General features: G+C 65.7%; 15 protein-coding genes and 2 pseudogenes. 5 read left to right on the top strand and 12 right to left on the bottom strand.

The annotated features are described in order from the left end of the window. Positions 1-5 precede the first annotated feature (5 nt). A complete protein-coding gene (locus CR917_RS12585; RefSeq protein ID WP_104572375.1) occupies positions 6-3,302 on the top strand; it encodes a transporter substrate-binding domain-containing protein in 3,297 nt (1,098 codons plus the stop codon). Positions 3,303-3,310: 8 nt separating this feature from the next. Here CR917_RS12585 and CR917_RS28080 read toward each other — a convergent pair. The 3 genes and pseudogenes from CR917_RS28080 to CR917_RS12575 all read right to left on the bottom strand — a co-directional run. Beyond that, positions 3,311-3,727: pseudogene (locus CR917_RS28080) on the bottom strand (methyl-accepting chemotaxis protein); the annotation flags it as partial. A gap of 120 nt (positions 3,728-3,847) precedes the next feature. Next, positions 3,848-4,630: pseudogene (locus CR917_RS28075) on the bottom strand (PAS domain-containing protein); the annotation flags it as partial. 89 nt (positions 4,631-4,719) lie between these two features. Continuing rightward, positions 4,720-5,739 carry a LacI family DNA-binding transcriptional regulator gene (locus tag CR917_RS12575; RefSeq protein WP_054914573.1) on the bottom strand — a complete coding sequence of 340 codons (1,020 nt, stop codon included), beginning with the start codon at positions 5,737-5,739 and terminating at the stop codon, positions 4,720-4,722. A 207-nt stretch (positions 5,740-5,946) separates the two neighbouring features. Here CR917_RS12575 and CR917_RS12570 point away from each other — a divergent pair, with 207 nt between their 5' ends. Together CR917_RS12570 and CR917_RS12565 are read left to right on the top strand one after the other, a co-directional pair. Then, positions 5,947-6,486 carry a gluconokinase gene (locus CR917_RS12570; protein WP_104572374.1) on the top strand — a complete coding sequence of 180 codons (540 nt, stop codon included), beginning with the start codon at positions 5,947-5,949 and terminating at the stop codon, positions 6,484-6,486. A gap of 100 nt (positions 6,487-6,586) precedes the next feature. Beyond that, the gene (locus tag CR917_RS12565) at positions 6,587-7,939 is read left to right on the top strand and encodes a GntP family permease (protein ID WP_043861444.1); all 1,353 of its coding nucleotides are present in this window, start codon (positions 6,587-6,589) and stop codon (positions 7,937-7,939) included. Between the two features lie 80 nt (positions 7,940-8,019). Here CR917_RS12565 and yiaY read toward each other — a convergent pair whose 3' ends face one another. The 4 genes from yiaY to CR917_RS12545 form a co-directional block, all read right to left on the bottom strand. Further along, a complete protein-coding gene (gene yiaY, locus CR917_RS12560; RefSeq protein WP_104572373.1) occupies positions 8,020-9,168 on the bottom strand; it encodes an L-threonine dehydrogenase in 1,149 nt (382 codons plus the stop codon). Between the two features lie 78 nt (positions 9,169-9,246). Beyond that, positions 9,247-10,809: a threonine ammonia-lyase, biosynthetic gene (gene ilvA, locus CR917_RS12555; protein WP_043861442.1), complete on the bottom strand. Its 1,563-nt coding sequence runs from the start codon at positions 10,807-10,809 to the stop codon at positions 9,247-9,249. 190 nt (positions 10,810-10,999) lie between these two features. Beyond that, positions 11,000-11,452, bottom strand: a complete 453-nt coding sequence (locus CR917_RS12550) for a PACE efflux transporter (RefSeq protein WP_043861441.1) — start codon at positions 11,450-11,452, stop codon at positions 11,000-11,002. Between the two features lie 156 nt (positions 11,453-11,608). Further along, the gene (locus CR917_RS12545; protein WP_043861440.1) at positions 11,609-12,280 is read right to left on the bottom strand and encodes a DUF3313 domain-containing protein; all 672 of its coding nucleotides are present in this window, start codon (positions 12,278-12,280) and stop codon (positions 11,609-11,611) included. An 81-nt stretch (positions 12,281-12,361) separates the two neighbouring features. Here CR917_RS12545 and CR917_RS12540 point away from each other — a divergent pair, with 81 nt between their 5' ends. Together CR917_RS12540 and CR917_RS12535 are read left to right on the top strand one after the other, a co-directional pair. Beyond that, the gene (locus tag CR917_RS12540; protein ID WP_054914577.1) at positions 12,362-13,009 is read left to right on the top strand and encodes a DUF1345 domain-containing protein; all 648 of its coding nucleotides are present in this window, start codon (positions 12,362-12,364) and stop codon (positions 13,007-13,009) included. Positions 13,010-13,287: 278 nt separating this feature from the next. After that, positions 13,288-13,545, top strand: coding sequence for a DUF1652 domain-containing protein (locus CR917_RS12535; RefSeq protein WP_043861439.1), 258 nt, complete (start codon positions 13,288-13,290; stop codon positions 13,543-13,545). Between the two features lie 9 nt (positions 13,546-13,554). Here the strand turns inward: CR917_RS12535 and CR917_RS12530 are convergent, their stop codons facing one another. From CR917_RS12530 to CR917_RS12510, 5 genes are all read right to left on the bottom strand, one after another. Beyond that, positions 13,555-15,633: a bifunctional diguanylate cyclase/phosphodiesterase gene (locus CR917_RS12530; RefSeq protein WP_058540139.1), complete on the bottom strand. Its 2,079-nt coding sequence runs from the start codon at positions 15,631-15,633 to the stop codon at positions 13,555-13,557. Between the two features lie 229 nt (positions 15,634-15,862). Beyond that, complete coding sequence (locus tag CR917_RS12525) at positions 15,863-17,365, bottom strand: efflux transporter outer membrane subunit (protein ID WP_054914580.1); 1,503 nt, start codon at positions 17,363-17,365, stop codon at positions 15,863-15,865. After that, positions 17,362-20,469: an efflux RND transporter permease subunit gene (locus CR917_RS12520; protein WP_043861436.1), complete on the bottom strand. Its 3,108-nt coding sequence runs from the start codon at positions 20,467-20,469 to the stop codon at positions 17,362-17,364. The genes CR917_RS12525 and CR917_RS12520 overlap by 4 nt, the downstream gene beginning before the upstream one ends. Then, a complete protein-coding gene (locus CR917_RS12515; RefSeq protein ID WP_058540138.1) occupies positions 20,466-23,564 on the bottom strand; it encodes an MdtB/MuxB family multidrug efflux RND transporter permease subunit in 3,099 nt (1,032 codons plus the stop codon). The genes CR917_RS12520 and CR917_RS12515 overlap by 4 nt, the downstream gene beginning before the upstream one ends. Next, entirely contained in the window at positions 23,561-24,847 is a 1,287-nt protein-coding gene (locus CR917_RS12510) for an MdtA/MuxA family multidrug efflux RND transporter periplasmic adaptor subunit (RefSeq protein WP_078480367.1), read from the bottom strand. The genes CR917_RS12515 and CR917_RS12510 overlap by 4 nt, the downstream gene beginning before the upstream one ends. Between the last annotated feature and the right edge of the window lie 94 nt (positions 24,848-24,941).

Raw genomic sequence — 24,941 nt, 5'->3', positions numbered from 1 at the left:
CGCCCATGACCAAGCGTTGCCTGCCTGCCCTGCTGCTCGCCTGCCTGGTGCAGTGGCTGGCGATAAGCGCCATGGCACAGGAGCCGGGGGTTGCCCGGCAACTGCTCGGGCGCTCGGTCAGCAGCAGTGCGCCACCCCCGCTGACCCTCGCCGAACGTCGGTGGCTCAAGCACAAGCAGGTGCTGCGCCTGGGCACCTCGGCGCCGGACTACCCGCCCTTCGACATCAATGTGAGCCAGCACGACTATGAAGGGGTCAGCGCCGACTTCGCCGGCCTGATCGGCGAGCAGTTGAAGATCCCGGTGCAGGTGCTGCAGTTCTCGAACCGTATCCAGGCCATCGCCGCCCTGCACAGTGGCCAGATCGACCTGCTGGGCAGCGCCAACGGCTACGAAGCCGCCGACAGCGCACTGGTGATGAGCCAGCCCTACGCCGACGACCAGCCGATCATCGCGACCCCCGTCGGCGTGACCCATGACCCAGACGACCCGCTCGACGGGCTGACGCTGTCGATGGTCGAACACTACCTGTCACCGTCGCTGGTACGCCAGCTCTACCCCCGGGCGAACCTGCAACTGTACGCCTCGACCATGTCGGCCCTGTCGGCGGTGGCACTGGGCCAGGCCGATGCATTCATCGGCGACGCGATCAGTTCCGACTACCTGATCGGCAAGAACTACCGCGAAAGCCTGCAGATCTCCCACTACGTCAAACCCCAGCGCTCTTCCTTCGGCTTTGCCCTGGTGCGCGAGAACACCGCGTTGCTGGACCTGGTGAACAAGGCATTGGGCAGCATCACCGACAGCGACCGGCTGAACGTGATGCGCCGCTGGACCAGCGGCGTGAGCAGCATCCTGCTCAACCGGGCGGACATCGCGCTGACCGACGAAGAGCGACACTGGATCGCGCAGCACCCCAGCGTGCGCGTGGTCATCAACAAGTACTTCGCGCCCCTGAGCTTCTTCGACGAAAACCAGCACTTTCGCGGCATCACCGCCGACGTGCTGGCGCAGATCAGCCTGCGCAGCGGGCTGAAGTTCCAGATCATCGAGACCGACTCGGTGCCCACCATGATCAGCATGGTCGAACAGGGCGAAGCCGAGGTCGTCGGCGCGCTCAACTATGGTGAGCAGCGCGCCAGAACCCTGGCCTTCACCCGGCCCTACCTGGCCAACCCGCGGGTGCTGGTGACCAGCGTGCGCGATACATCGATCCGCCACCCCGACCAGCTCGACGGCAAGCGCCTGGCGATCATTCGCGGTACACCGGTGAGCGCCGAACTGCGCCAGCGCTATCCCGCCATCAGCCTGATCGAAGTCGACGACCCGCTGGCACTGATGGAGTACGTGGCCCAGGGCCGCGCGGACGCGGCGCTCAGTTCGCAGATCAACGCCGCCTACTTCATCAGCCGCATGTTCAAGGACCGCCTGCGCATCGCCACCCTGCTGGACGACACCCCGGCCCTCGCCGCCTTCGCCACCGAACGTTCTTCGCCACTGCATGCGATATTGGAAAAATCCCTGCTCAGCATCCCGCCCGAGCAGATGACCCAGCTGGTCAATCGCTGGCGCATCAACGCCCTGATCAGCGACACGCCCTGGCGCAACTACCGCTCGCTGGTGCTGCAGATTCTGGGCATCGCGGTGGCGCTGGTGCTTGCCATAGCGTTGTGGAACCGTTACCTGCGCAAGCTGATGCAGCAACGCGCCGAGGCCGAGCAGGCCCTGCAACTGCAGCTGCGCATCAGCGAACACCTGCTCGAAGAGCTGCATGTGGCCAAGGAACAGGCCGACAGCGCCAACCACGCCAAGAGCACCTTCCTGACCACCATGAGCCACGAGATCCGCACCCCCATGAACGCGGTGATCGGCCTGCTCGAGCTTGCCCTGAAGGATGCCGCACAGGGCCGCACCGACGAGCACTCCCTGCAGGTGGCATTCGATTCGGCCAGCAGCCTGCTGGAGCTGATCGGCGACGTGCTGGACATCGCCCGCATCGAATCCGGACACATGAGCCTGGCGCCACAACCCACCGACCTGGGTGCGCTGGTACGCAGCACCGTGCAGGTGTTCGAAAGCAGCGCCCGTCTCAAGGACATCAGCCTGACCCAGGACCTGCAGCCCCCCGCCGCCCTGGTGGAGATCGACCCGCTGCGTTTTCGCCAGATCCTGTCCAACCTGCTGGGCAATGCCATCAAGTTCACCGAGCGCGGTGGCGTCAGCGTGCGCCTGCAGTGCCAGCCCACGCCGTGCGGCAAGCAGGTGCACATGCACCTGGCCGTCGAGGACAGCGGCATCGGCATCAGCCAGCCGGACCAGCAGCGCCTGTTCCACCCCTTCATCCAGGCCGGCAGCCAGCCGGCTCGCCAGGGCACCGGCCTGGGCCTGGTGATCAGCCGGACCCTGTGCGAACTGATGCAGGGCAGCCTGGAGCTGCACAGCACCCCGGGCCATGGCACCCAGGTCACGGTCAGCCTGCCGCTGATGCTGGCCAGCACCGCCAGTCAACCCGAGGAACCGGCCCAGGAGCCAACGGCCCAGGCCAGCCAGCGGCTGAACATCCTGGTGGTCGACGACTACCCCGCCAACCTCATGCTGCTGGAAAAGCAGCTGAGCGTGCTGGGCCATCGGGTGACCCAGGCCAGCGACGGCGCGGGCGGCCTGCAGGCCTGGCAGGCCGGGCGCTTCGACGCCGTGATCACCGACTGCAACATGCCCGGCATGGACGGCCACCAGCTGGCGCGCGAGATTCGCGCCCAGGAAGCCCAGGCGAATCGCCCGCCCTGCCTGATCCTGGGCCTGACCGCCAACGCCCAGGCCGACGAACGCGAGCGCTGCCTGGCGTCGGGCATGGATGACTGCCTGTTCAAGCCGATCGGCCTGGGCGCCTTGAGCCGTCACCTGTCGGGGGTGGATACCCCCGAGCCGCAGGCGCCACCCGAGCCCCGCGCCGAGGACAACAGCGGTTTCAACATCGACAACCTCAAGCACCTGACCCTGGGTGACCCACGGCTGATCAAGCGTCTGCTGACGGAGCTGGAGCGCAGCAGCGCCGAAGACCTCGAGGCGTTGCGTGCCCTGGGCTCAGGCGCGAGTCGACAGCAACTGCGCAGCCTGTCGCACCGCATCAAGGGCGGCGCCAAGATGCTCAAGGCCCATGGCCTGGTGGGGCACTGCGATGCGCTGGAGCAGGCCTGTACCGGCAAGGCCCCGGACAAGGCCATCGAGGCGTTGCTGGCGGCGCTGGAACAGAGCCTGAAGGATCTGCATGAACACCTGCAGCGATCCATCGCCGCCGGTTGAGATGAGGCTCAGTGCAGCTGCAGGGTCGAGTTGATCTGGCTGATGGCGTCCACCACGTGCTGCGAACCCTGCTGGATTTCCAGGATCACTTCCCCCGCCTCATTGGCCAGTTCCACCCCCAGCCCGGTGCGGCTGAGGCTCGACTGCATGCTGGCCACCGCATTGAGTGAAAGGTCGTGGTTCTGGCGCACCACATCGACGATCTCCAGGGTCGCCTTGCTGGTGCGTGCCGCCAGGCTGCGCACCTCGTCGGCCACCACGGCAAAGCCGCGGCCGTGCTCACCTGCCCGCGCCGCCTCGATGGCGGCGTTCAGGGCCAGCAGGTTGGTCTGGTCGGCAATGCTGCGGATGGTCTGCACGATCTGCCCGATCAGTTCCGACTGCTTGCTCACCGCATCGATGCTGCGGGCTGCGGCATTGAGCTCGCGGGAGATCTCCTCGATCACCTGCACCGTATGCTGCACCACCTCCGAGCCCTTGCGCGCACAGGCATCGTTCTGCACCGAGGTGGCGTGGGCCGCTTCGGCTGCCGTCTGCTGGGTACACACCTGGTGGGTGATGTCGCTGGCAAACTTGACCACCTTGTACAGGCGGCCACGGGTATCGAAGATCGGGTTGTAGGAAGCTTCCAGGTACACCATCTGCCCGAGTTTGTTCTTGCGCTCGAAACGATGGGAATGGTACTCGCCGCGATTGAGCGAGGCCCAGAATGCCTTGTAGGCGCTCGACTCGCTTTCGCTGCGGTGGCAGAACAGGCTGTGGTGCTGGCCAATGACCTCCTCGGCCCGGTAATGCATGGTCTTGAGGAAGTTCTCGTTGGCACGGATCACATTGCCTTCGGGGGTGAACTCGACCATCGCCATGGAACGGCTGATGGCATTGATCAGGCTGTCGCTCTCATGCTCCTCGACCACCCGCCGGGTGATGTCGGAGGCGACCTTGATCACGCTGGTGACCTGCTGGTTGGCGCCGAACACCGGCATGTAGCTGGCCTCCAGCCACACATCGTGCCCGGCCTTGTCGCGCCGCAGAAAGGTACCGCTGTGGGCCTCGCCCCGCGCCAGGTCGCGCCACAGGGTGCGGTACGCATCGCTCTTGACGTAGTCGGGCTCGCAGAAAATGCGGTGGTGCTTGCCGATGATCTCCTCGGCGGCATAGCCCAGGGTGGAGCAGAAACGCTCGTTGGCTTCGAGAATCACCCCGTCGGGGCTGAACTCGATCATGGCCATCGAGCGACCTATGGCCGCAAGCTTGGCATTGGAGTGGTGTAACGCTTGGGTGCAACGCTCGATTTCAGCCAGGTCAGACTTGCGATGGGCGTTAAACATTGGTTACCACTCCATTGGCGGTTTTTGCTCAGCATAGATGCACTTCTGTACCCTGCAAGCCAACTGCCATCACCGTTTATCACCCCACGTCAACTGCTTTCGCGCACCATCAGTTCGAAGCCCAGGTCCTGGGTGCGCGGCTGCCCGCCCTTGCCGTCGAGCAACGCCAGCAGCGCCTGCGCAGCCTGCCGCCCCACGGCAGCGCGCGGGGTGCGAATGGAGGTCAGGCGCGGTACCAGGTGAGCCGATGCCGGCAGGTCGTTGAAGCCCACCATCGCCACCTGCCCCGGCACCTCGATGCCCTGGCGCAAGGCCTGCAGAATCGCGCCCTGGGCCAGGTCGTCGTTGCAGAAGAACAGCCCGTCCACCTCCGGGTGACGCTCGAGCAACTGGCTGAACAGCTCGCCGCCCAGGCCGATGGATGACGGCTGCGGTGCGAGCATTTCCAGCGCCGGGTCATACAGCCCTGCATCGTCGAGCGCCTGGCGGAACCCGTCGGCGCGTTGCATCACCCGCGGATCGAGCTGCGCGGCAATGAAGCCCAGACGCCGCCGCCCGCGTTCGATCAGGTGCCGGGCAGCCGCGCGCCCGGCCTGCTGCTGGGAAAACCCGACCGAAGTGGCCGTGTCCGGCCCACCCAGCTCCATCATGTGCACGCAGGGCACACCACTGGCGGCCAGCATCTGCTGCGACGCCTCGGTGCGGTCAAAACCGGTGAGCAGCATGCCGCACGGCTGGTAGGCCAGGTAGTTGCGAATCAGGTTCTCCTCTTCGGCCACGTCGTAGTGGAAGTTGCCGATCAGCACTTCAAGGCCGCGCGGGCGCATCACGTCGTGGATGGCTTCGAGGGTTTCGATGAACAGCTGGTTGGACAGCGACGGAATCAGCACCACCACCGACTGGCTCTGTGCCGACGCCAGCGCGCGGGCTGCCGGGTTGGCGACATAGCCCAGCGCTGCGGCAGCATCCTTGACCTTCTGCACCAGTTCCGGGGCAACCGTGCTGATGCCGCGCAGGGCGCGCGAGGCGGTGATCGGGGAAACCCCGGAAAGCCTGGCCACTTCAGCCAGGGTGGGACGACCGGTAGTACGGGAGCCAATGCGGGTCATGGGGGCTTTTATTTTTCGGCTTGCAAAGAGAAGGGAACGGGCACTAAGGTAGCGCTGTCTCAGACGTCAGGCAATGCATAACTGCAGGTGCACGGCGATGAGCGCCCAGACTGCTTTTACAAAACCAATAACAACCGGGTGGGAAGCCGCCGAGGCGTTGTCAGCCTCGGCCAAAGATAGCGCTATCTCGCCCCGCAGGAGGTACCGATGAACTCTCCCCTGTCCGCTATTGTGGTGATGGGCGTGGCTGGCTGCGGCAAGAGCTGCGTCGGTTCTGCCATCGCCGATTGCAGCGGCGGCCGCCTGATCGAAGGCGATGCCTTTCACCCTGCCGCCAACATCCAGAAGATGAGCGCCGGCATTCCCCTTGACGATGACGACCGCGCTGGCTGGCTGATCCGCCTGGGCGAAGAGCTGCAGGCCACCCTCAAGGCCGGCGAACGGCCGATCCTCACCTGCTCGGCGCTGAAAAAGCGCTACCGCGACGCCCTGCGCCACGCCGTACCCGACCTGGGCTTCGTGTTCCTCGAACTGACGCCCCAGGAAGCCGAACGCCGCGTGCTGGCACGCCCCGGCCACTTCATGCCGGCAAGCCTGATCGACAGCCAGTTCGCCGCCCTGGAGTCGCCGCGCGGCGAAACCCTGACCCTGACCCTGGACGCCACCCAACCCATCGCCCAGCTGGCCCGTCAGGTAGACACCTGGATAAAGCCCTGCGGTGAGTCGGCGCTGGCGCGAACTGCCTGATTTTCCGGCAGTTTTCCGGCTCACCAAAGATAGCGCTGTCTCGACTGCTGCACGCTGTAAAAGTTCCGCCCACAACAATGACAATACGAGGCACTGAACCATGTTCGGTCTGGCAACTGATACCTACCTCTTGCTCGATGCACTGGTGACCATCATCGGCCTGGTGCTGCTGATCACCCACTTCAAGGTGCACCCTTTCGTGGCGCTGACCCTGGCCGCGGGCTTTCTGGGCCTGACCTCCGGCATGCCGGTAGCCAAAGTGATGAAGTCGTTCCAGGACGGCTTCGGGGGCGTACTCGGCTTTGTCGGGATCGTGCTGGCACTGGGCACCATGCTCGGCAAGCTGATGGCCGATTCCGGCGGCGCCGACCAGATCGCGCAAACCCTGATTCGCGCCTTCGGCAAGCAGAAGGTGCACTGGGCCATGATGTTCGCCGCCTTCCTGGTGGGCATCCCGCTGTTCTTCGAAATCGGCTTCGTGCTGCTGATACCCCTGGTGTTCATCGTGGCCCGGCGCACCGGGGTATCGCTGATCAAGATCGGCATTCCGCTGCTGGCCGGGCTGTCGGTGGTGCACGGACTGGTGCCGCCGCACCCGGGCCCGCTGCTGGCCATCGGCGTGTTCGGCGCCGACATCGGCAAGACCATCTTCTACGGGCTGATCGTGGCGCTGCCCACGGCGATCATCGCCGGGCCGCTGTACGGCACGTTCATTTCGCGGTACATCCCCGGCTCGCCGTCCCAGGAGCTGATGGACCAGATCGCCCGCGAAGCCGAGCGCACGCAACTGCCCAGCTTCGCCATCACGCTGGTAACCATCCTGCTGCCGGTGTTCCTTATGCTGCTCAAGACCTTCGCCGACGTGGTACTGCCGGCCGAGCACATCTTTCGCCAGTGGATGGACCTGATCGGGCACCCGATCACGGCGCTGCTGGCCGCCCTGCTGCTGGCCTTCTACACCTTCGGCTCGGCCCAGGGCTTCAGCCGCCAGCAGATCATGAAGATGCTCGACCAGAGCCTGGCGCCTACGGCGGCAATCGTGCTGATCGTGGGGGCTGGGGGCGGCTTCAAGCAGATGCTGGTGGATACCGGTGTGGGCAACGTGATCGGTCAGATGGCGGTGCAGGCGCAGATCTCGCCGATCATGCTGGCCTGGCTGGTGGCGGCGGTGATTCGCATCGCCACGGGCTCGGCGACGGTGGCGACCATTACCGGTGCGGGTATCGTGGCCCCGGTGATCGGCATGATACCGGGCGTGAACCGCGAGCTGCTGGTGCTGGCCACGGGGGCCGGCTCGCTGATCCTGTCGCATGTCAACGATGCGGGCTTCTGGCTGGTCAAGCAGTACTTCAACATGACCGTGGCCGAAACCTTCAAGACCTGGAGCATGATGGAAACCATCCTGTCGGTGGTGGGCATCATCTTCATCATGCTGTTGTCGCTGGTGGTCTGACGGCTTCGCCGCAAAGCCAGCCCACAGGTTCTGGCTGTACCGCAGAACCCTGTGGAAGCTGGCTTGCCAGCGAAGATGCGCTAGAAGGCTGCCTTGAAGATCGCCGCGATCTCGGCCTGGCTGGCCCGCCGCGGGTTGGTCAGGCCGCAGGCATCCTTGAGCGCGTTGGCCGCCAGGGTCGGCACATCCGCCACCCGCGCACCCAGCACCTCCAGCCCTGGCGGGATCTCGATATCGTCGCTCAGTTGCACGATGGCCTGGATCGCCGCATCGGCACCCTGCGCCGCGTTCAGCCCCTCCACCGCCACGCCCATCGCCTGTGCCACATCACGCAGGCGCGCCGCGCTCACCGCCGCATTGAACCGCTGCACATGGGGCAGCAGCACCGCGTTGCACACCCCGTGCGGCAGGTCGTAGAAGCCACCGAGCTGATGCGCCATCGCATGCACGAACCCCAGCGAAGCATTGTTGAACGCCATGCCGGCGAGGAACTGCGCATAGGCCATGTTCTCCCGCGCGGTCAGGTCCTGCCCGTCGATCACCGCCTGGCGCAGGTTGCGGCTGATCAGCTCGATGGCCTTGAGTGCGCAGGCGTCGGTGATCGGCGTGGCCGCCGTGGATACATAGGCCTCGATGGCGTGGGTCAGTGCATCCATACCGGTGGCCGCCGTCAGCGACCTGGGCATGCCGACCATCAGCGCCGGGTCGTTCACCGACAGTAACGGGGTGACGTTGCGGTCGACGATGGCCATTTTCACGTGGCGTGCCTCGTCGGTGATGATGCAGAAGCGCGTCATCTCGCTGGCCGTACCGGCCGTGGTATTGATCGCGATCAGCGGCAATTGCGGCTTGGCGGAGCGGTCGACCCCTTCGTAGTCGCCGATGTGCCCGCCATTGGTGGCACACAGGGCAATGCCCTTGGCGCAGTCGTGGGGTGAACCCCCGCCCAGCGAAATCACGCAGTCGCAGTGCTCGCGCTTGAGCATCGCCAGGCCCTGCTCCACGTTGGCGATGCTCGGGTTGGGCTTGGCGCCGTCGAACACCACCGAGTCGATGTCACGCATCGCCAGCTGCTCGGCGATTCGCTGTGCCACGCCGGCCTTGGCCAGCCCGGTATCGGTGACGATCAACGCCTTGGCAAAGCCATAGCCGACAATGGCGGTCATGGCTTCGTCCAGGCAGTCGATGCCCATGATGTTGACGGCTGGGATGAAAAACGTGCTGCTCATGGCGGTATTCCTCAGGCTTTATATCTCTGCCTCAAGGATCCGCCCGTGGGCCGCAGGGCATGTTGATCCAGCGCAAAGTCAGCCAAGAAACAGCCGATAGGCCGGGTTGTCGGTCTCGTCCCAGTAGCGATAGCCCATGCCGTCTAGGGTGCCTGGCAACTGCGCCAGCTCATCGTCCGGCACCTGCAGCGCCACGAACACCCGCGCCTCGGCAGCCCCGTGGTTGCGGTAGTGGAACAGGCTGATGTTCCAGCGCTTGCCCAGGCGCTCCAGAAAGCCCAGCAAGGCGCCAGGACGCTCCGGGAACTCGAAGCGCAGCACCCGCTCGTCGAGCGAGGGGGCCGAGTGGCCGCCCACGGTGTGGCGGATATGCAACTTGGCCAGCTCGTTCTCGGTCAGGTCCAGCACCTCATAGCCCTGCCCGGCCAGGCTGGCCAGCAACTGCGCGCGCGGGTCGGTGTGCGGGTGGGTCTGCACGCCGACGAACAGGCGGGCCTCCTTGCCGGGCTGGTAGCGGTAGTTGAACTCGGTGATCTGGCGCTGGCCCAGGGCCTGGCAAAAGGCGCGGAAGCTGCCCGGCTGCTCGGGGATGGTCACCGCGATGACCGCCTCGCGCTGCTCGCCCAGTTCGGCGCGTTCGGCCACATGGCGCAGGCGGTCGAAGTTGACGTTGGCACCGGAGTCGATTGCCACCAGGGTCTGGCCTGTCACACCGCGGCTGGCCACGTACTTCTTGATCCCGGCCACCGCCAGCGCACCGGAAGGCTCGGTGATCGAGCGGGTGTCGTCGTAGATGTCCTTGATGGCCGCGCACAGCTCGTCGCTGCTGACCGTGACCACTTCGTCCACGTAATGCCGGCACACCTCGAAGCAATGCGCGCCGATCTGCGCAACCGCCACGCCGTCGGCGAAGGTGCCGACCTGGGGCAGCACCACCCTCTCGCCAGCGGCCAGCGCGGCCTGCAGGCAGTTAGAGTCATGCGGCTCGACGCCGATCACCTTTACCTGCGGGCGCAGGTACTTGACGTAGGCGGCGATGCCGGCGATCAGGCCGCCGCCGCCCACCGGCACGAAGATCGCGTCCAGCTCGCCCGGTTGCTGACGCAGGATCTCCATGGCCACGGTGCCCTGCCCTGCAATCACGTCCGGGTCGTCGAACGGTGGCACGAACGTGGCGCCTTCGCTCTGGGCCAGTTGCAGCGCATGGGCCAGCGCCCGCGGGAAGCTGTCACCGTGCAGCACCACATTGCCGCCACGCGAGCGCACCCCTTCGATCTTCAGCGCCGGAGTGGTGGTGGGCATCACGATGGTGGCGCGCATGCCCAGTTCACGGGCGGCCAGCGCCACGCCCTGGGCATGGTTGCCGGCGGACGCGGTGATCACCCCGCGCTCGCGCTGCTCGGTGCTCAGGCGACTGAGGCGGGTGTAGGCCCCGCGGATCTTGAAGGAAAAGGTCGGCTGCAGGTCTTCGCGCTTGAGCAGCACGTTGTTGCCCAGGGCCTCGGACAGCGCCCGGGCGGGCTGCAGGGGCGTCTCGATGGCCAGGTCATATACCGGTGCGGCAAGAATCCTTCGCACGTAGTCCGACAGCAGGCTGGTGGCGCTGGTCGAGGTGCTGGGGCAGACGGTAAGGCTGGTCATCGGTGACTCCTGGTTTTTTTTGAAGTGCCCAGGAGTCAGAAAGGAAAAACCCGCCTCCAGGGCGGGTTAGGTGCAAGGTGCTCGCTAGCCCGCCAATCTGATAATGGCGGTAATAATGCTGTGCGAAGGCAACGCTGCGAATAAGGTCATGGCAGCGAAACTAGCCCAGGGCCTTTTTCAAGTCAATCATTCATTTTGCGCTCGTGCAGGCTTGCACGCCGCGTTCGTGCGCCGATTCGGGCACGCCGAACACCCGGTCGAAGCCCCACTGGAACACGAAGGCGTACACGAAGAAGAACACAAACAGCGCAAGGTTGGTGCCCAGTGCCGCCCACAGGCTGATGTCCAGCCACCAGGCCACCACCGGCAGCAGGATCAGCACCAGCCCGCCCTCGAAGCCGATGGCATGCAGCAGGCGCCGTACGAAGGTGCGGCTGCGTCGGGCCTGACGTGCCTCCCAGAACTCGAACAGGTAGTTGTAGAGCATGTTCCAGCCCAGGGCCATGCCCGACATGATCACCGACAGCACGGTGGAATGGGCCATGCCCTCATCGAAGGCCAACGCCAGGGCCGGTGCGACACAGGCCACCGCGATGACTTCGTACAGAATGGCCTGGGTGATCTTGCGGGTAACGCCTTGCATGACGGGCTCCTTTCAACGGTATGCCGCGCAGGCTAGGCTGATTGAAGCCGGGTTTCAATGCTGAAGCGGTCAACTGTCGTCGGCCGCAGGGGCCGGCAGACCGGCCAACACGCTGCCAGGCCATTGCGGGGCTCCCCGAATGGCCTGGCACAGGGCTCAATGGCCCTTGAGCTTGAGGTAGGACTGGTGCAGGTCGGACGCCCAGCCATCGAGCACTGCCTTCACATCGTCGGCCTTCATCACCTGGCTGTCGTTTTCCAGCGGCTTGCCACTGCCCTTGCGCACCACCTGGGCGAGCACCTTGTTGTTGCCGCCATCCAGAAACTGCGCCTCGGTGGCGATATCGGTCTCCTGGTCGCGGATGCCCGATGCAGTGCTTACCGCCGCGGCTACCAGCGCCACCGGAATCACTTCGTATGCCTTCAGGCCCTCGGTCTTGCTGCTGACGGCCGTGATCGCCGGGCGTACCACGATCACCCCCGGGCCAGGGCCGGTGGCCAGCGGCAACGACTTGCCCAGCTCGCGCTTGAGCGCCTGGTCGTAGTAGTGGGTGATGCCTTGCAGGGTGCTCTGCGGAATCCGCGCGGTAGGTTGCGGCTTGGGATACAGCTGGCTGGGCTCGATGTATACGCTGGTGTAGCGGTCGAGCTTGAGGTTCGGGTCGATCCAGCGCATCACCGTGGCACCGGAGGGCGAGGTGGTCTGCTTGAGACGGCTGTAGTCCTTGAGGAACCCGGAGTACTCGTCGGGCTGCACGGTGCTGCTCGAACAACCGGCCAGGCCCAGCCCGGCCAGGCACAAGGTGCCGATGATCAATGCGTGTTTCATGCGGTCGCTCCAGTGGCGCCTGAAGAAAGGCTTCCTAGGTATAGGCTACAGTTGGCGGTGCATCCATCGACGTGAGGCAACATGGCATTCCACAAACTGGCCCATACCCACCCGCGCCTCAGCGCCGCCGCACTGGTCGGCTGCCTGGGCGGCGTGTTCATCCCGGCAGACAACCTGGTGCAACACATCCTGGCGGGCTGGAACCTCGGGGTCTGGCTGTACCTGCTGCTGGTGTTCTGGCTGACCTTGCGGGCAAAACCGGGCCAGGTGCGCAAGGTGGCCTGCATCGAGGACGAAAATGCCGGGCTGGTGCTGTTTACCGTGAGTATCGCTGCCATCGCCAGCCTTGCCGCAGTCACCCTGCAACTGGCCAGCAGCAAGGGCCTGACCGGCAGCACCCAGGCCCTGCACTACCTGTACACCGGCCTCACCGTGGCCGGCTCGTGGCTGCTGATCGGCACCATCTTCAGCCTGCACTATGCACGCCTGTTCTACACCAGCACCGCTAAGCAGCCGCTGCTGCGCTTTCCAGACGAGGAGCGCAACCCCGATTACTGGGACTTCCACTACTTCTCGTTCACCCTCAGCGTCGCGGTGCAAACCTCCGATGTGGGCGTCGCCGGGCGTGAACTGCGCCGCGTGGTGCTGGCCCACTCGGTGATCGGTTTCGTGTTCAACACCGCGATTCTGGGTTTCACCATCAACATCGCCGCCGGCCTGCTCAGCTGAGCCCGCCGCTGGTCTGAAATACCCGCGGCCCCACCCTGCCCGCTTCAGCGGCCAGGACAGCCTCACCCGCCGCAATGCGGACCACGCAAACGCTTGCGCAACCCACACATAGCAAAAAGCCATTGTGACGCAGGTCAAACATCCTGCAACGGGGCGCAAACAAGCGGCGGACAGCGGCCGCATCGGTGCTATGGTTAAGGTCTTGGCCTTCCCTGGGCAGCGTGTCCCGGGTACAGGCATGCTCAGCGAATCGGGGTCAGCTGTAAAAGGAGGCCGGCATGAACAAGCTCACGTTTCCCAACGCCTGCCAGATGATGCGCTGGCACTTCCATCCCCTGGGCTTTGAAGCCAGCATGGATGCACCGCGCAGCATGGTGGCGCGCGTGTTCGACCGCGCCACCGGCGAAACCCTGCTGGCGATTGCCGGCATTCCGTGCGCCACACTGATGGCGGCGTCGGATGTGGAGCGCATCATCGAAGCGGTGGAAGACGAGCTTGAAGCGTTCCAGCCCTCGTGTGCGCTGCGCTCGGCCTGACGCTGGCGCTCAGGCCTGCCCCACCGCCAGTCTCTCGATATCAGCCATGAAACGCTCGGCCGGCAGCGGCTGACCGAGCAGGTACCCTTGCAGCGAATCACACCCCAGACGGGTCAGGAAGTCCTGCTGGCGGTCGGTTTCCACCCCTTCGGCAACAATCCTCAACCCCAGTGCCTGCCCCAGCGCCACGATGGCCGACACGATCGCGGCATCGTCGCTGTCCTGCTCCAGGTCGCGCACGAAGCCACGGTCTATCTTCAGCTCGTTGGCCGGCAGGCGCTTCAAGTACATCAGGCTTGAGTAGCCGGTACCGAAATCGTCGATGGACAGGTCCACGCCCATGTCCGACAGGCGCTGCAACACCATCAGGCTCGCGTCGGCGTCATGCATGGCGGTGGTTTCGGTGATCTCCAGGGTCAGGCTGTTGGCCGGCAGGCGATGACGCTGCAAGGCCGACGCCACGCTGTCAACCAGCCCGGCATGGCAGAACTGGATGGCCGACAGGTTCACTGCAACCCGCCAGTTTTCATAGCCCTGGTCCATCCAGCTGCGCATCTGGCGGCAGGCCTCGTCCAGCACCCACTCGCCGATCGGGATGATCAAGCCGGTTTTTTCCGCCAGCTGGATGAAGCGATCGGGCAGCAACATGCCGTGCTGCGGGTGCTCCCAGCGCAGCAGGGCCTCGGCACCGATAGGCTGGCGCCCCACCGCATCGAACTTGGGCTGGTAGAACAGGCGCAACTGGCGCTGCTCCAGCGCCATGCGCAGGTCCTGCAGCAACTGCAGCTGCAGGCGCGCGTTGCTGTTCATCGACACATCGAAAAAGCTGTAGGCGTTCTTGCCGGCGCTCTTGGCGTGGTACATGGCCGCGTCGGCATTGCGCAGCAGCTCCATCTGGTCGGCGCCGTTGCCGGGGTACAACACGATGCCGACGCTGGCGGAGATCTGCAGGCTCTGCTCGGCCACCCGGAACGGGCGCGACACCAGGTTGACCTGCTTGGCGGCCACCCCCACCGCGTCTTCAGGCTCGTCCAGCTCCACCAGCAGCACGAATTCGTCACCGCCGATGCGCGCCAGGGTGTCCTGGCTGTGCAGGTGGCCACGCAGGCGCATCGCCACCTCCTTGAGCAACTGGTCGCCGGTGTGATGGCCGAACGCGTCGTTGACCGGCTTGAACCCGTCCAGGTCGATGAACATCAGCGCAAAGCAGCCGCCCTGCTCGGCCACCTTGGCGATGGCCTGCTCGATGCGGTCGGTCAGCAGACTGCGGTTGGGCAGCCCGGTGAGGGTGTCGTGCAGCGCCAGCTGGGTCAGCTCCTGGTTGGCCAGGGTCAGCGATTGCGCCAGCTCCGCAGTGCGCGCCTCCAGGCGTGCATCCAGCACCGAGGTCAGCAGCGCCACCGCCAGCACCGCCAGGGTGGTGATCAGCACCAGGTAGTCCAGGCCACTGCCGCTGAGCCCACCGTCCAGCGCGCCACAGAAGCTGCCGTCGGCAAAATTGGCCGCTGCCATGCCGGTGTAGTGCATACCGACGATGGCAATGCCCATCACCACGGCGGCGCCGCCGCGAATCTGGCGTACATACGGGGTATTGCGGCGCAGGCGGAAGGCGATCCACAGTGCGGCCACCGACGCGCCTACTGCAATCAACAGCGAGGCGGCGAACAGCAGCGGGTCGTAGTCGATGCCCGGTTGCATCTGCATGGCAGCCATGCCGGTGTAATGCATGCTGCTGATGCCCGCGCCCATGATCAGCGCCCCCAGCGCCAGCACGCGGCCCGGCAGGCTCGGCTGGCTCACCAGCCACAGTGCGAAGCCCGACGAAAGCACCGAGATCACCAGCGACAGCGCGGTGAGGCTCAGGTCGTAGCCCAGCTCGATGGGCAGGCTGAAGGCAAGCATGCCGATGAAGTGCATCGACCAGATCCCGGTGCCCAGGGCCAGAGCACCGCCGACCATCCACAGGTACGCGGCACGGCCCTTGGCGGTGGCGATGCGCCCGGTCAGGTCCAGCGCCGTGTAGGACGCCAGAATCGCCACGCACAGCGAAATCAGGACCAGCGAGGAGGAATAACTACCGTTGAGCATGAAGGTTCCAAGGCCCGGTTGACGGGCGCTGTCCCGGCCCGGTGAAAAACCGATGATTGTACTCAACCTTTAGCGAAACGCACGGAGTTTCCGAGGGATGGCGGGATGTTTTTGGCGAATGGCCATCAGGCTTTGGAACCGCGTCGCGGCCTTCGCCAGCAAGGCTGGCTCCTACAATCACACCGCGGCCTGTAGGCGCCGGCGTTGCCGGCGAACGCCTCGACGCACACTACCTGTCGGTCGCGGTACGGTCTTCAGCCGCAAGGCTGGCTGCCTCCCAGCCGCCCCCCAACGCCGCAATCAACTGCACGCTGGCCACCAGCCGGCCCTGCAGCAGGTTCAGCACGCTGCGTTCATTGCTCAACGCGGTGGTCTGCACGTTCACCACGTCCAGGTACCCGATCAGGCCCGCCTTGTACTGGTTCTCGGTCAGGCGCAGCGACTCGCGCGCCGACGCCAGCGCCTCATCGCGCACCTGCGCCTCATCGGCATACACCTTCAGCTGCACCAGGTAGTTTTCCACCTCCTGGAAGCCATCCAGCACGCTCTGACGGTACTGCGCCACAGTCTGGTCATACACGGCCTTGGTACGGTCGACCTCGGCCGAGCGCTTGCCGGCATCGAACAGGGTCACGGCCAACTGCGGCCCCACCGACCAGAATCGGTTCGGCAAGCTGATCCAGTCGCTGAAGCTGCTACTGCTGTAGCCACCGCTCATGCTCAGGGTCAGGTCCGGGAAGTACGCCGCTCGCGCCACGCCGATATTGGCGTTGGCCGCCATCACCTTGCGCTCGGCCGAGGCAATGTCGGGGCGGCGCTCCAGCAGCTGCGACGGCAGCGCCAGCGGGATCTGCGGCAAGGCCGGTATGGTGGTGCTCGGCGCCAGGGCAAATTCGGCCGGCGCCTTGCCCATCAGCACGGCAATCGCATTCTCGAACTGCGCCCGCTGCCAGATCAGGTCGATCAGGTCGGCCTGGGTGCTCTTGAGCTGGGTCTGTGCCTGGGCCACCGCGTCCTTGCCCGAAACCCCGGCGCGGTACTGGTTCTGGGTCATGGTCAGCGAACGCTGATAGGCCGCCAGCGTGGCCTCGAGCAGGCGTTTCTGCTCGTCGATCACACGCAGCTGCAGGTAGTTCTGCACCAGCTCCGACTGCAGGCTCAGGCGTATCGCCGCCAGGTCCGCCAGGCTCGCCTCGGCACTCGCCTCGTTGGCGTTCAGGCCCTCACGCAGCTTGCCCCACAGGTCGGCTTCCCAGCTCACGCCCAGCTGGGCGCTGTACGTGTCGCGAATACCGCTGCTGTTGTTGCTCAGGCTCGAACTGCTGCTGCCGGTGCCCTGGCTGGAGCGGGTCTTGCCGGCGCTCAGGTCGAGGCTGGGAAACAGCGAAGCCCGGGCGCTGCGCACCAGGGTCTGGGCCTGGCGGTATTGCGCCTCGTACTGGGCCACCGTCTGGTTGTTGGCATTGAGCTGCTCGACCAGACCGTTGAGCTGCGCATCGCCGTACAGCTCCCACCAGGCGCCGCGCGCCAGGGCGTCGGACGGGTTGGCCTGGGTCCAGCCCTCGGCGTACTTGAACGCCACCGGCTCCGGCGCCTGCGGCCGGTGGTAGTCGGGGCTCAGGGTACAGGCGCTGAGCATCGCCAGGCACAGGGCCGAGGTCAGCAGGCGCGAACCACGGGCCGCCAGCACGCGCTGCAGGGAAGGTGGACAAACATCGGCAGGTCGGGTCATAGCGGGGTTTCCAAAGCAGCGTCGGTACGCACGCCACGCCAGTGATTGAAGCGATGGCGCAGGCGGTCCAGATAGAGGTAGACCACCGGGGTGGTGTAAAGCGTGAGGATCTGGCTGAACACCAGCCCGCCAATGATGGTCAGGCCCAGCGGCTGGCGCATCTCGGCGCCCTCGGCGGTGCTCAGCAGCAACGGCAAGGCGCCCAGGATCGCCGCCAGGGTGGTCATCAGGATCGGCCGCAGACGCAGCAGGCAGGCCCGACGAATCGACTCCTGCGGGCTCAGCCCTTCATGGCGCTCCAGCTGCAGGGCCAGGTCGATCATCAGAATCGCGTTCTTCTTCACCACCCCGATCAGCAGGAACAGCCCCAGCAGCGAGATCAGGCTGAATTCGCTGCCGACCACGTACAGCGTCAGCAGCGCCCCTACCCCGGCCGACGGCAGGGTCGAGAGGATGGTCAGCGGGTGAATGTAGCTTTCATACAGAATCCCCAGCACCAGGTACACCGCCAGCAAGGCGCCGAGGATCATCCAGGGCTGGCCCTCCTGGCTCTTGGTGAAGGCATCGCCGGTACCGCCAAGCTTGGCGATCACGTCCTCGGGCAGGCCGACCTTGGCCACCGCGCGCTCCACCGCGGCCAGCGCCACGTCCTGGCTGACGCCTTCTGCGAGGTCGAACGAGATGTCCTCGGAGGCGAACTGCCCCTCGTGGCTGACACGGTCCTCGGCCAGGCTGTTCTCGTAATGGGCAAAGGTCGACAGCGGCACGCGCGCGCCGTCGGCGGTGATCACCTGGACCTGCTCCAGGGTGCGCGGGTCCTGCGCATACTTGGGGTTGACCTCCATCACCACCTGGTACTGGTTGAGGCTGTCGTAGATGGTCGAGATCTGGCGCTGGCTGTAGGCGTTGTTGAGCACGGCGGTGACCATGTTCATGTCGATGCCCAGGCGTTTGGCCTGCTCGCGATCGACCACCAGGGTCACCTGCTGGGTGCCGCTGCCTTCGCGGGCGTCGATGGCCGTCAGCTCCGGCAGCGCCTTGAACGCCGCCACCACCTTCGGGTACCACTCGCGCAACGCCGTCAGCTCGCCACTTTGCAGGGTGTAGAGAAACTGCGAGCTGCTCTGCTCGCGGCCACCGCCAAACTGCAGGTCCTGGTCGGCCATCAGGAACAGCCGCCCGCCGGGTACCTTGGGCATCTCCTTGCGCAGGCGCTCGATGATCTTCTGCGCCGACTCCTTGCGCTCCTTGATCGGCTTGAGGCGCACCAGCACCATGGCGTTGTTGATGCCGCTGTTGCCGCCGATGAAACCGGCCACGCTCTGCACGGCCGGGTCCTTGAGCAAGGCGCGCCGGTAGATTTCCATCTTCGGCTGCATCACCGCGAACGACAGCCCGTCGTCACCCCGCACAAAGCCCATCAGCTGGCCGGTGTCCTGCTGCGGCATCAGGGTCTTGGGCACCACAACGTACAGCGCCACGTTGACCACGATGGTCACCAGCAGGCTCAGCAGGGTCAGGCGGCGATGGCGCAGCGCCCAGCCCAGGCTGCGGTCGTAGCCGGCCATCATGCGCTGGTTGAGACGCTCGCTCCAGCGCTGCAGGCGGGTCTGCTCGCCGGGGGCGTGAGGTTTGAGCCAGCGCGCGCAGAGCATCGGCGTGAGCGTCAGCGACACCACCAGCGACACCAGGATGGCCGCCGCCAGGGTGATGGAGAACTCGCGGAACAACGACTCGACGATGCCGCCCATGAACAGGATCGAGACGAACACCGCCACCAGCGAGGCGTTCATCGCCAGCAGCGTGAAGCCCACCTCCTTGGCGCCGAGGAAGGCCGCGGCCAGCGGCGCGACGCCTTCGTCGATATGCCGCGAGATGTTCTCCAGCACCACGATGGCGTCGTCCACCACCAGCCCGGTGGCGAGAATCAGCGCCATCAGCGACAGGTTGTTGAGCGAGAACCCGCACAGGTACATCACCGCGAAGGTGCCCACCAGCGAAACCGGCACCGCCAGGGTCGGGATCAGCGAGGCGCGCAGGTTGCCCAGGAACAGGAACACCACCAGGATCACCAGCGCCACGGCGATCAGCAGCGTGTGTTCGGCCTCCTTGAGGGTGGCCTTGATCACCGGCGAGCGGTCCATGGCCACGTTCAGTTGCACGCTGGCCGGCATCAGGTCCTGCAACGCCGGCAACTGCTCCTTGATGCTCTCGATGGTCTTGATGATGTTGGCGCCGGTCTGGCGGTTGATCACCAGCAGCACCGCGTCCTTGTCGTTGAAGAAACCGCTGTTGTAGCGGTTCTCCACGCCATCGGTGACCTTGGCCACGTGGCTCAGGCGCAGCACCGAGCCGTCCTGGTAGCGAATCACCAGCGGGCCGTAGTCCTTGGCTTTCTCCAGTTGATCGTTGGCCTGTACCTGCCAGCTGCGCTGGGTGTCCTCGATGAAGCCCTTGGGCCGGCGCACGTTGGCGTTGGCGATGGTCTGGCGCACATCGTCCAGGCTCACGCCGTACTGGTTGAGCAGTTGCGGCTCCAGCTCGATGCGCACCGCCGGCAGCGAACTGCCGCCGATCTGCACCTCGCCCACACCCGGCACCTGGGACAGGCTCTGGGACAGGATGGTGGAGGCCAGGTCGTAGAGCTGGCCCTTCTGCAGCACATCGGAGGTCAGCGACAGCACCATGATCGGTGCCTGGGCCGGGTTGAACTTGTTGTAGGTGGGCATGCTCTTCATGCCGCTGGGCAGCAGGTTGCGCGTGGCATTGATGGCCGCCTGCACCTCGCGTGCGGCGCCATCGATGTCGCGCCCCATGTCGAAGCCCAGGATCACCCGCGTGGAGCCCTGGCTGGAGCGGCTGGTCAGGGTGTTGACCCCGGCGATGCTGCCCAGCGAGCGTTCCAGCGGGGTTGCCACGGTGGAGGCCATCACCTCGGGGCTGGCCCCGGGCAGGCTGGCCGACACCACGATCACCGGGAAGTCCATCTGCGGCAGCGGCGCCACCGGCAGCAGGCCGAAGCTGACCCCGCCCAGCAGCATGATGGCCAGGCTCAGCAGCATGGTCGCCACCGGGCGACGGATAAACGGGCCGGAGAGGTTCATGCGTCGGCCTGTTGCGGGTCAGGCTGACGGCGCCAGCGACGCGCCAGGCGGTCGAAGTACAGGTAGATCACCGGCGTGGTGAACAGCGTCAGCACCTGGCTCACCAGCAGCCCGCCCACCATCACCAGCCCCAGCGGCTGGCGCAGCTCGGCGCCCGAGCCGGTGGCGAGCATCAGCGGGATGGCCCCGAACAGCGCCGCCAGGGTGGTCATCAGGATCGGCCGGAAGCGCAGCAGCGCCGCCTGGTAGATCGCCGTCTGCGGGTCCATGCCCTGGTTGCGTTCGGCCTCCAGGGCAAAGTCGATCATCATGATCGCGTTCTTCTTGACGATACCGATCAGCAGGATGATGCCGATGATCGCGATCATGCCCAGGTCGTTGCCACTGATCATCAAGGCCAGCAGCGCGCCCACTGCAGCCGAGGGCAGGGTCGAAAGGATGGTCACCGGGTGGATGTAGCTCTCGTAGAGCACGCCGAGCACGATGTACATGGTCACCACCGCCGCCAGAATCAGCAGCAGGGTGCTCGACAGCGACGCCTGGAAGGCTTCGGCCGCGCCCTGGAAGCGGGTCTGCACGCCCAGCGGCATGCCGATCTGCTGCTGCACCTGTTCGATGACCTTGACGCCCTCGCCCAGCGACACGCCTTCGGCCAGGTTGAACGACATCATCACCGCCGGGAACTGGCCGATGTGGGCAATGGCCAGTTGCGCCTGGCGCTGCTCCACATGGGCCAGGCTCGACAGGCGCACCTGCGCGCCATCGGTGGTCTTGACGTAGATCTGGTCGAGCACCCTGGGCCCAAGGTCGGCCGCCGCAGCGGCCTGCAGCACCACGCGGTACTGGCTGGCCTGGGTATAGATGGTGGAGATCTGGCGCTGGCCGAAGGCGTCGTACAGCGCGTTGGTGATTTCCGACACGTTGATGCCCAGACGGCTGGCGGCGTCGCGGTCGATCACCAGAAACACCTGCAGGCCCTTGTCCTGCAGGTCGCTGGCCACATCGGTCAGCTCGGGGCGATCATGCAACGCATCCACCAGCTTGCCGCTCCACTGCGCGAGCAGGTCGGCATCCGGCGACGACAGGCTGAACTGGTACTGGGTGCGGCTGACGCGGTCTTCGATGCTCAGGTCCTGCACCGGCTGCATGAACAGGCGAATGCCCACCAGCTTGTCCAGTTGCGGTTGCAAACGGGTGATGACCTGCGAGGCAGTGATGTCGCGCTCGCCGTGGGGCTTGAGGTTGATCAGCAACCGGCCGCTGTTGAGCGTGGCGTTGTCGCCGTCGACGCCGATGTACGACGACAGGCTCTGCACGGCCGGGTCCTGCAGGATCACCGCGCTCAGTTCCTGCTGGCGCTGGCTCATGGCGGCGAACGAGATCGACTGCGGGGCTTCGGAAATACCCTGGATCACCCCGGTGTCCTGCACCGGGAAAAAGCCCTTGGGCACCGCCAGGTACAGCAGCACGGTCAGGCCCAGGGTCGCCACCGCCACCAGCAGGGTCAGCGGCTGGTGGCGCAGCACCCACTGCAGGCCGCGACCATAGTGGGCGATCATCCAGTCGATCCAGGCACCGCTGGCGCGGTAGAAGCGCCCCTGTTCCTCTTCCCTGGGTTCGCGCTTGAGCAGGCGCGCGCACATCATCGGCGTGAGGGTCAGCGACACCACCAGCGAGATCAGGATCGCCACCGCCAGGGTGATGGCGAACTCGCGGAACAACCGCCCCACCACGTCGGCCATGAACAGCAGCGGGATCAGTACCGCGATCAGCGAGAAGGTCAGCGAGATCAGGGTGAAGCCGATCTGCCGGGCGCCCTTGAGCGCGGCCTGCATCGGCGTCTCGCCCTCCTCGATATGCCGCGAGATGTTCTCCAGCATCACGATGGCATCGTCCACCACGAAGCCGGTGGCAATGGTCAGGGCCATCAGCGTGAGATTGTTGATCGAGAACCCGGCCAGGTACATCACGCCGAAGGTGCCGATCAGCGACAGTGGCACGGCGATCGACGGGATGAGGGTGGCGCTGGCCCGGCGCAGGAACAGGAAGGTCACCAGCACCACCAGCACGATGGCGATCAGCAGCTCGTGCTGCACATCCTTGACCGAAGCACGGATGGTCTGGGTGCGGTCGGTGAGCACCACCACGTCCAGCCCCGCCGGCAGGTTGTCGGTGATCGACGGCAGCAGCGCCTTGATCCGGTCGACCACCTCGATGACGTTGGCCCCAGGCTGGCGCTGGATGTTCAGCAGCACTGCCTGACTCTGGTTGGCCCAGGCCGCCAGGCGCTCGTTCTCGGCGCCGTCGACGATCTCGGCAACGTCCTTCAGGCGCAGCGGCGCACCGTTCTTGTAGGCCAGGATCAGGTTGGCGTATTCCTCGGGGGAGCGCAGCTGGTCGTTGGCGTCGAGCATCGAGACCCGCGTGGGGCCGTCGAAGTTGCCCTTGGGCTGGTTGACGTTGGAGGCGCCGATCAGGGTGCGCACGTCGGCCAGGTTCAGCCCGGCCGAGGCCAGCGCGTCAGGGTTGACCTTGATGCGTACCGCCTGGCGCTGGCCACCGGCGATGCTGACCATGCCCACACCGCTGATCTGTGCGATCTTCTGCGCCATGCGCGTGTCGACCAGGTCGTTGAGCTTGGGCAGCAGCATGGTCTTGCTGGTGATGGCCAGGGTCAGTACCGGGGTATCGGCCGGGTTGACCTTGTTGTACACCGGCGGCGCCGGCAGGTCGCTGGGCAACAGGTTGCTGGCCGCGTTGATCGCCGCCTGCACCTGCTGCTCGGCGACGTCCATGTTCATTTCGAGGCTGAAGCGCAGGGTCAGTACCGAGGCACCGCCCGAACTGGTCGAGGCCATCTGGGTAAGCCCGGGCATCTGCCCGAACTGGCGCTCCAGCGGCGCGGTGACCGCGCTGGTCATCACCTGCGGGCTGGCACCGGGGTACAGAGTGATGACCCGGATGGTCGGGTAATCGACCTGGGGCAAGGCCGCCACGGGCAGCAACGTGTAGGCGATCAGGCCGGCCAGCACGATGGCAAGCATGCTCAGCGTGGTGGCGACCGGGCGCAGGATGAACAGCCGCGAAAGGTTCATGCGCCAGCCTTGCCCTGCTCGCCCGGCGTGGCCGAGAGGTCTTTCTTGTCCTGGCCCTGCAGGTGCTGGCCTGGGGTGGCGGGCACGTCGCTGCTGTCGTTGACCACTTCCACCTCGCTGCCGTCACGCAGGCGGTCGGTGCCTTCGAGCACCACGCGCTCGCCTTTGGCCAGGCCTTCCTTGACCACCGTGAGGTCGCCGTCGCTGGCGCCGAGCTTGAGGCTGCGGATGGTCACCTTGTTGTCGCCGTCCATCACGTAGGCGAAGGTGCCGTTGGTGCCGAACTGCATCGCGGCCGATGGCGCCAGCACCACGTCCTTCAAGGTATCGGCCAGCAGGCGCACGTTGACGAACTGGTTGGGGAACAGCATTTCATCCTGGTTTTCGAACCCGGCCTTGAACTTCAGGGTGCCGGTGGTGGTGTCGATCTGGTTGTCCAGGCTGCTCAGCACGCCCACCGAGAGCTGCTGGGTGTCGCCGCGGTCCCACGCCTGCACCGGCAGCTGGGCCCCGCTGCGGTAGCGCGACAGCACGGTGCTCAGCTCGGTTTCCGGCAGGGTGAAGACCACGGTGATCGGCTGGGTCTGGGTGATCACCACCAGTGCCGTGGTGTCGTTGGCCGCCACCAGGTTGCCGACGTCCAGCTGGCGCAGGCCCAGGCGCCCGCTGATGGGGGCGCGAATCCTGGTGAAGTCGAGGTTGAGCCTGGCATCGCCCACCGCCGCCTGGTTGGTCTTGATGGTGCCCTGGTACTGGGCCACCAGCGCGGCCTGGGTATCGAGGGTCTGCTTGGCGATGCTGTCTTCGGCGAACAGGCCCTTGTAGCGCTCAAGGTCGATCTGGGCGTTTTTCAGCTGCGCCTGGTTCTGTGCCAGGGTGCCTTCGGCCTGCTGCAGGGCGATCTGGTAGCTGCGCGGGTCGATCTCTGCCAGCAGGTCGCCGGCCTTGACCCGCTGGCCTTCCTTGAAGTTGATCTTGACCAGTTCGCCGCCCACGCGGCTGCGCACGTTGACCGTGTTGGTCGCGGTCACGGTGCCCAGGGCCTTGTAGTACAGCGGGAAGTCGCCCACGGTGGCCGGCGCCACACGCACCGGTACCGGCCCGCCGAACGCGCCGAAACCTGGCCGCCCGCCCCCCGGCTTGCCTGCGCCCGGGGCCTTGGTCGCCGGCGATGAAGGCCAGAATACCCAGCACAGGCCGGCAATCAGCAGCAGGACCAGCAGGCTCAGCAGCCAGCGACGGGAGTGACGAGGACGGGCGGTTTGCATCGGTTGATCGGCCATTGTGCGGAAAGACTTCTCTTGAGGAGGCTGAACGATAAGCAGTAGAGCGGTTTTAGCAAAGCGCCTTTACCGGCTATTTACCTAGAGCTGACGT

Origin of the sequence: Pseudomonas sp. BRM28 (assembly GCF_002939405.1) — a bacterium.
Taxonomy (GTDB): domain Bacteria; phylum Pseudomonadota; class Gammaproteobacteria; order Pseudomonadales; family Pseudomonadaceae; genus Aquipseudomonas; species Aquipseudomonas palmensis.
Note: the sequence above shows the minus strand (reverse complement) of the source record. Positions and strands in the feature narration are given on the sequence as shown.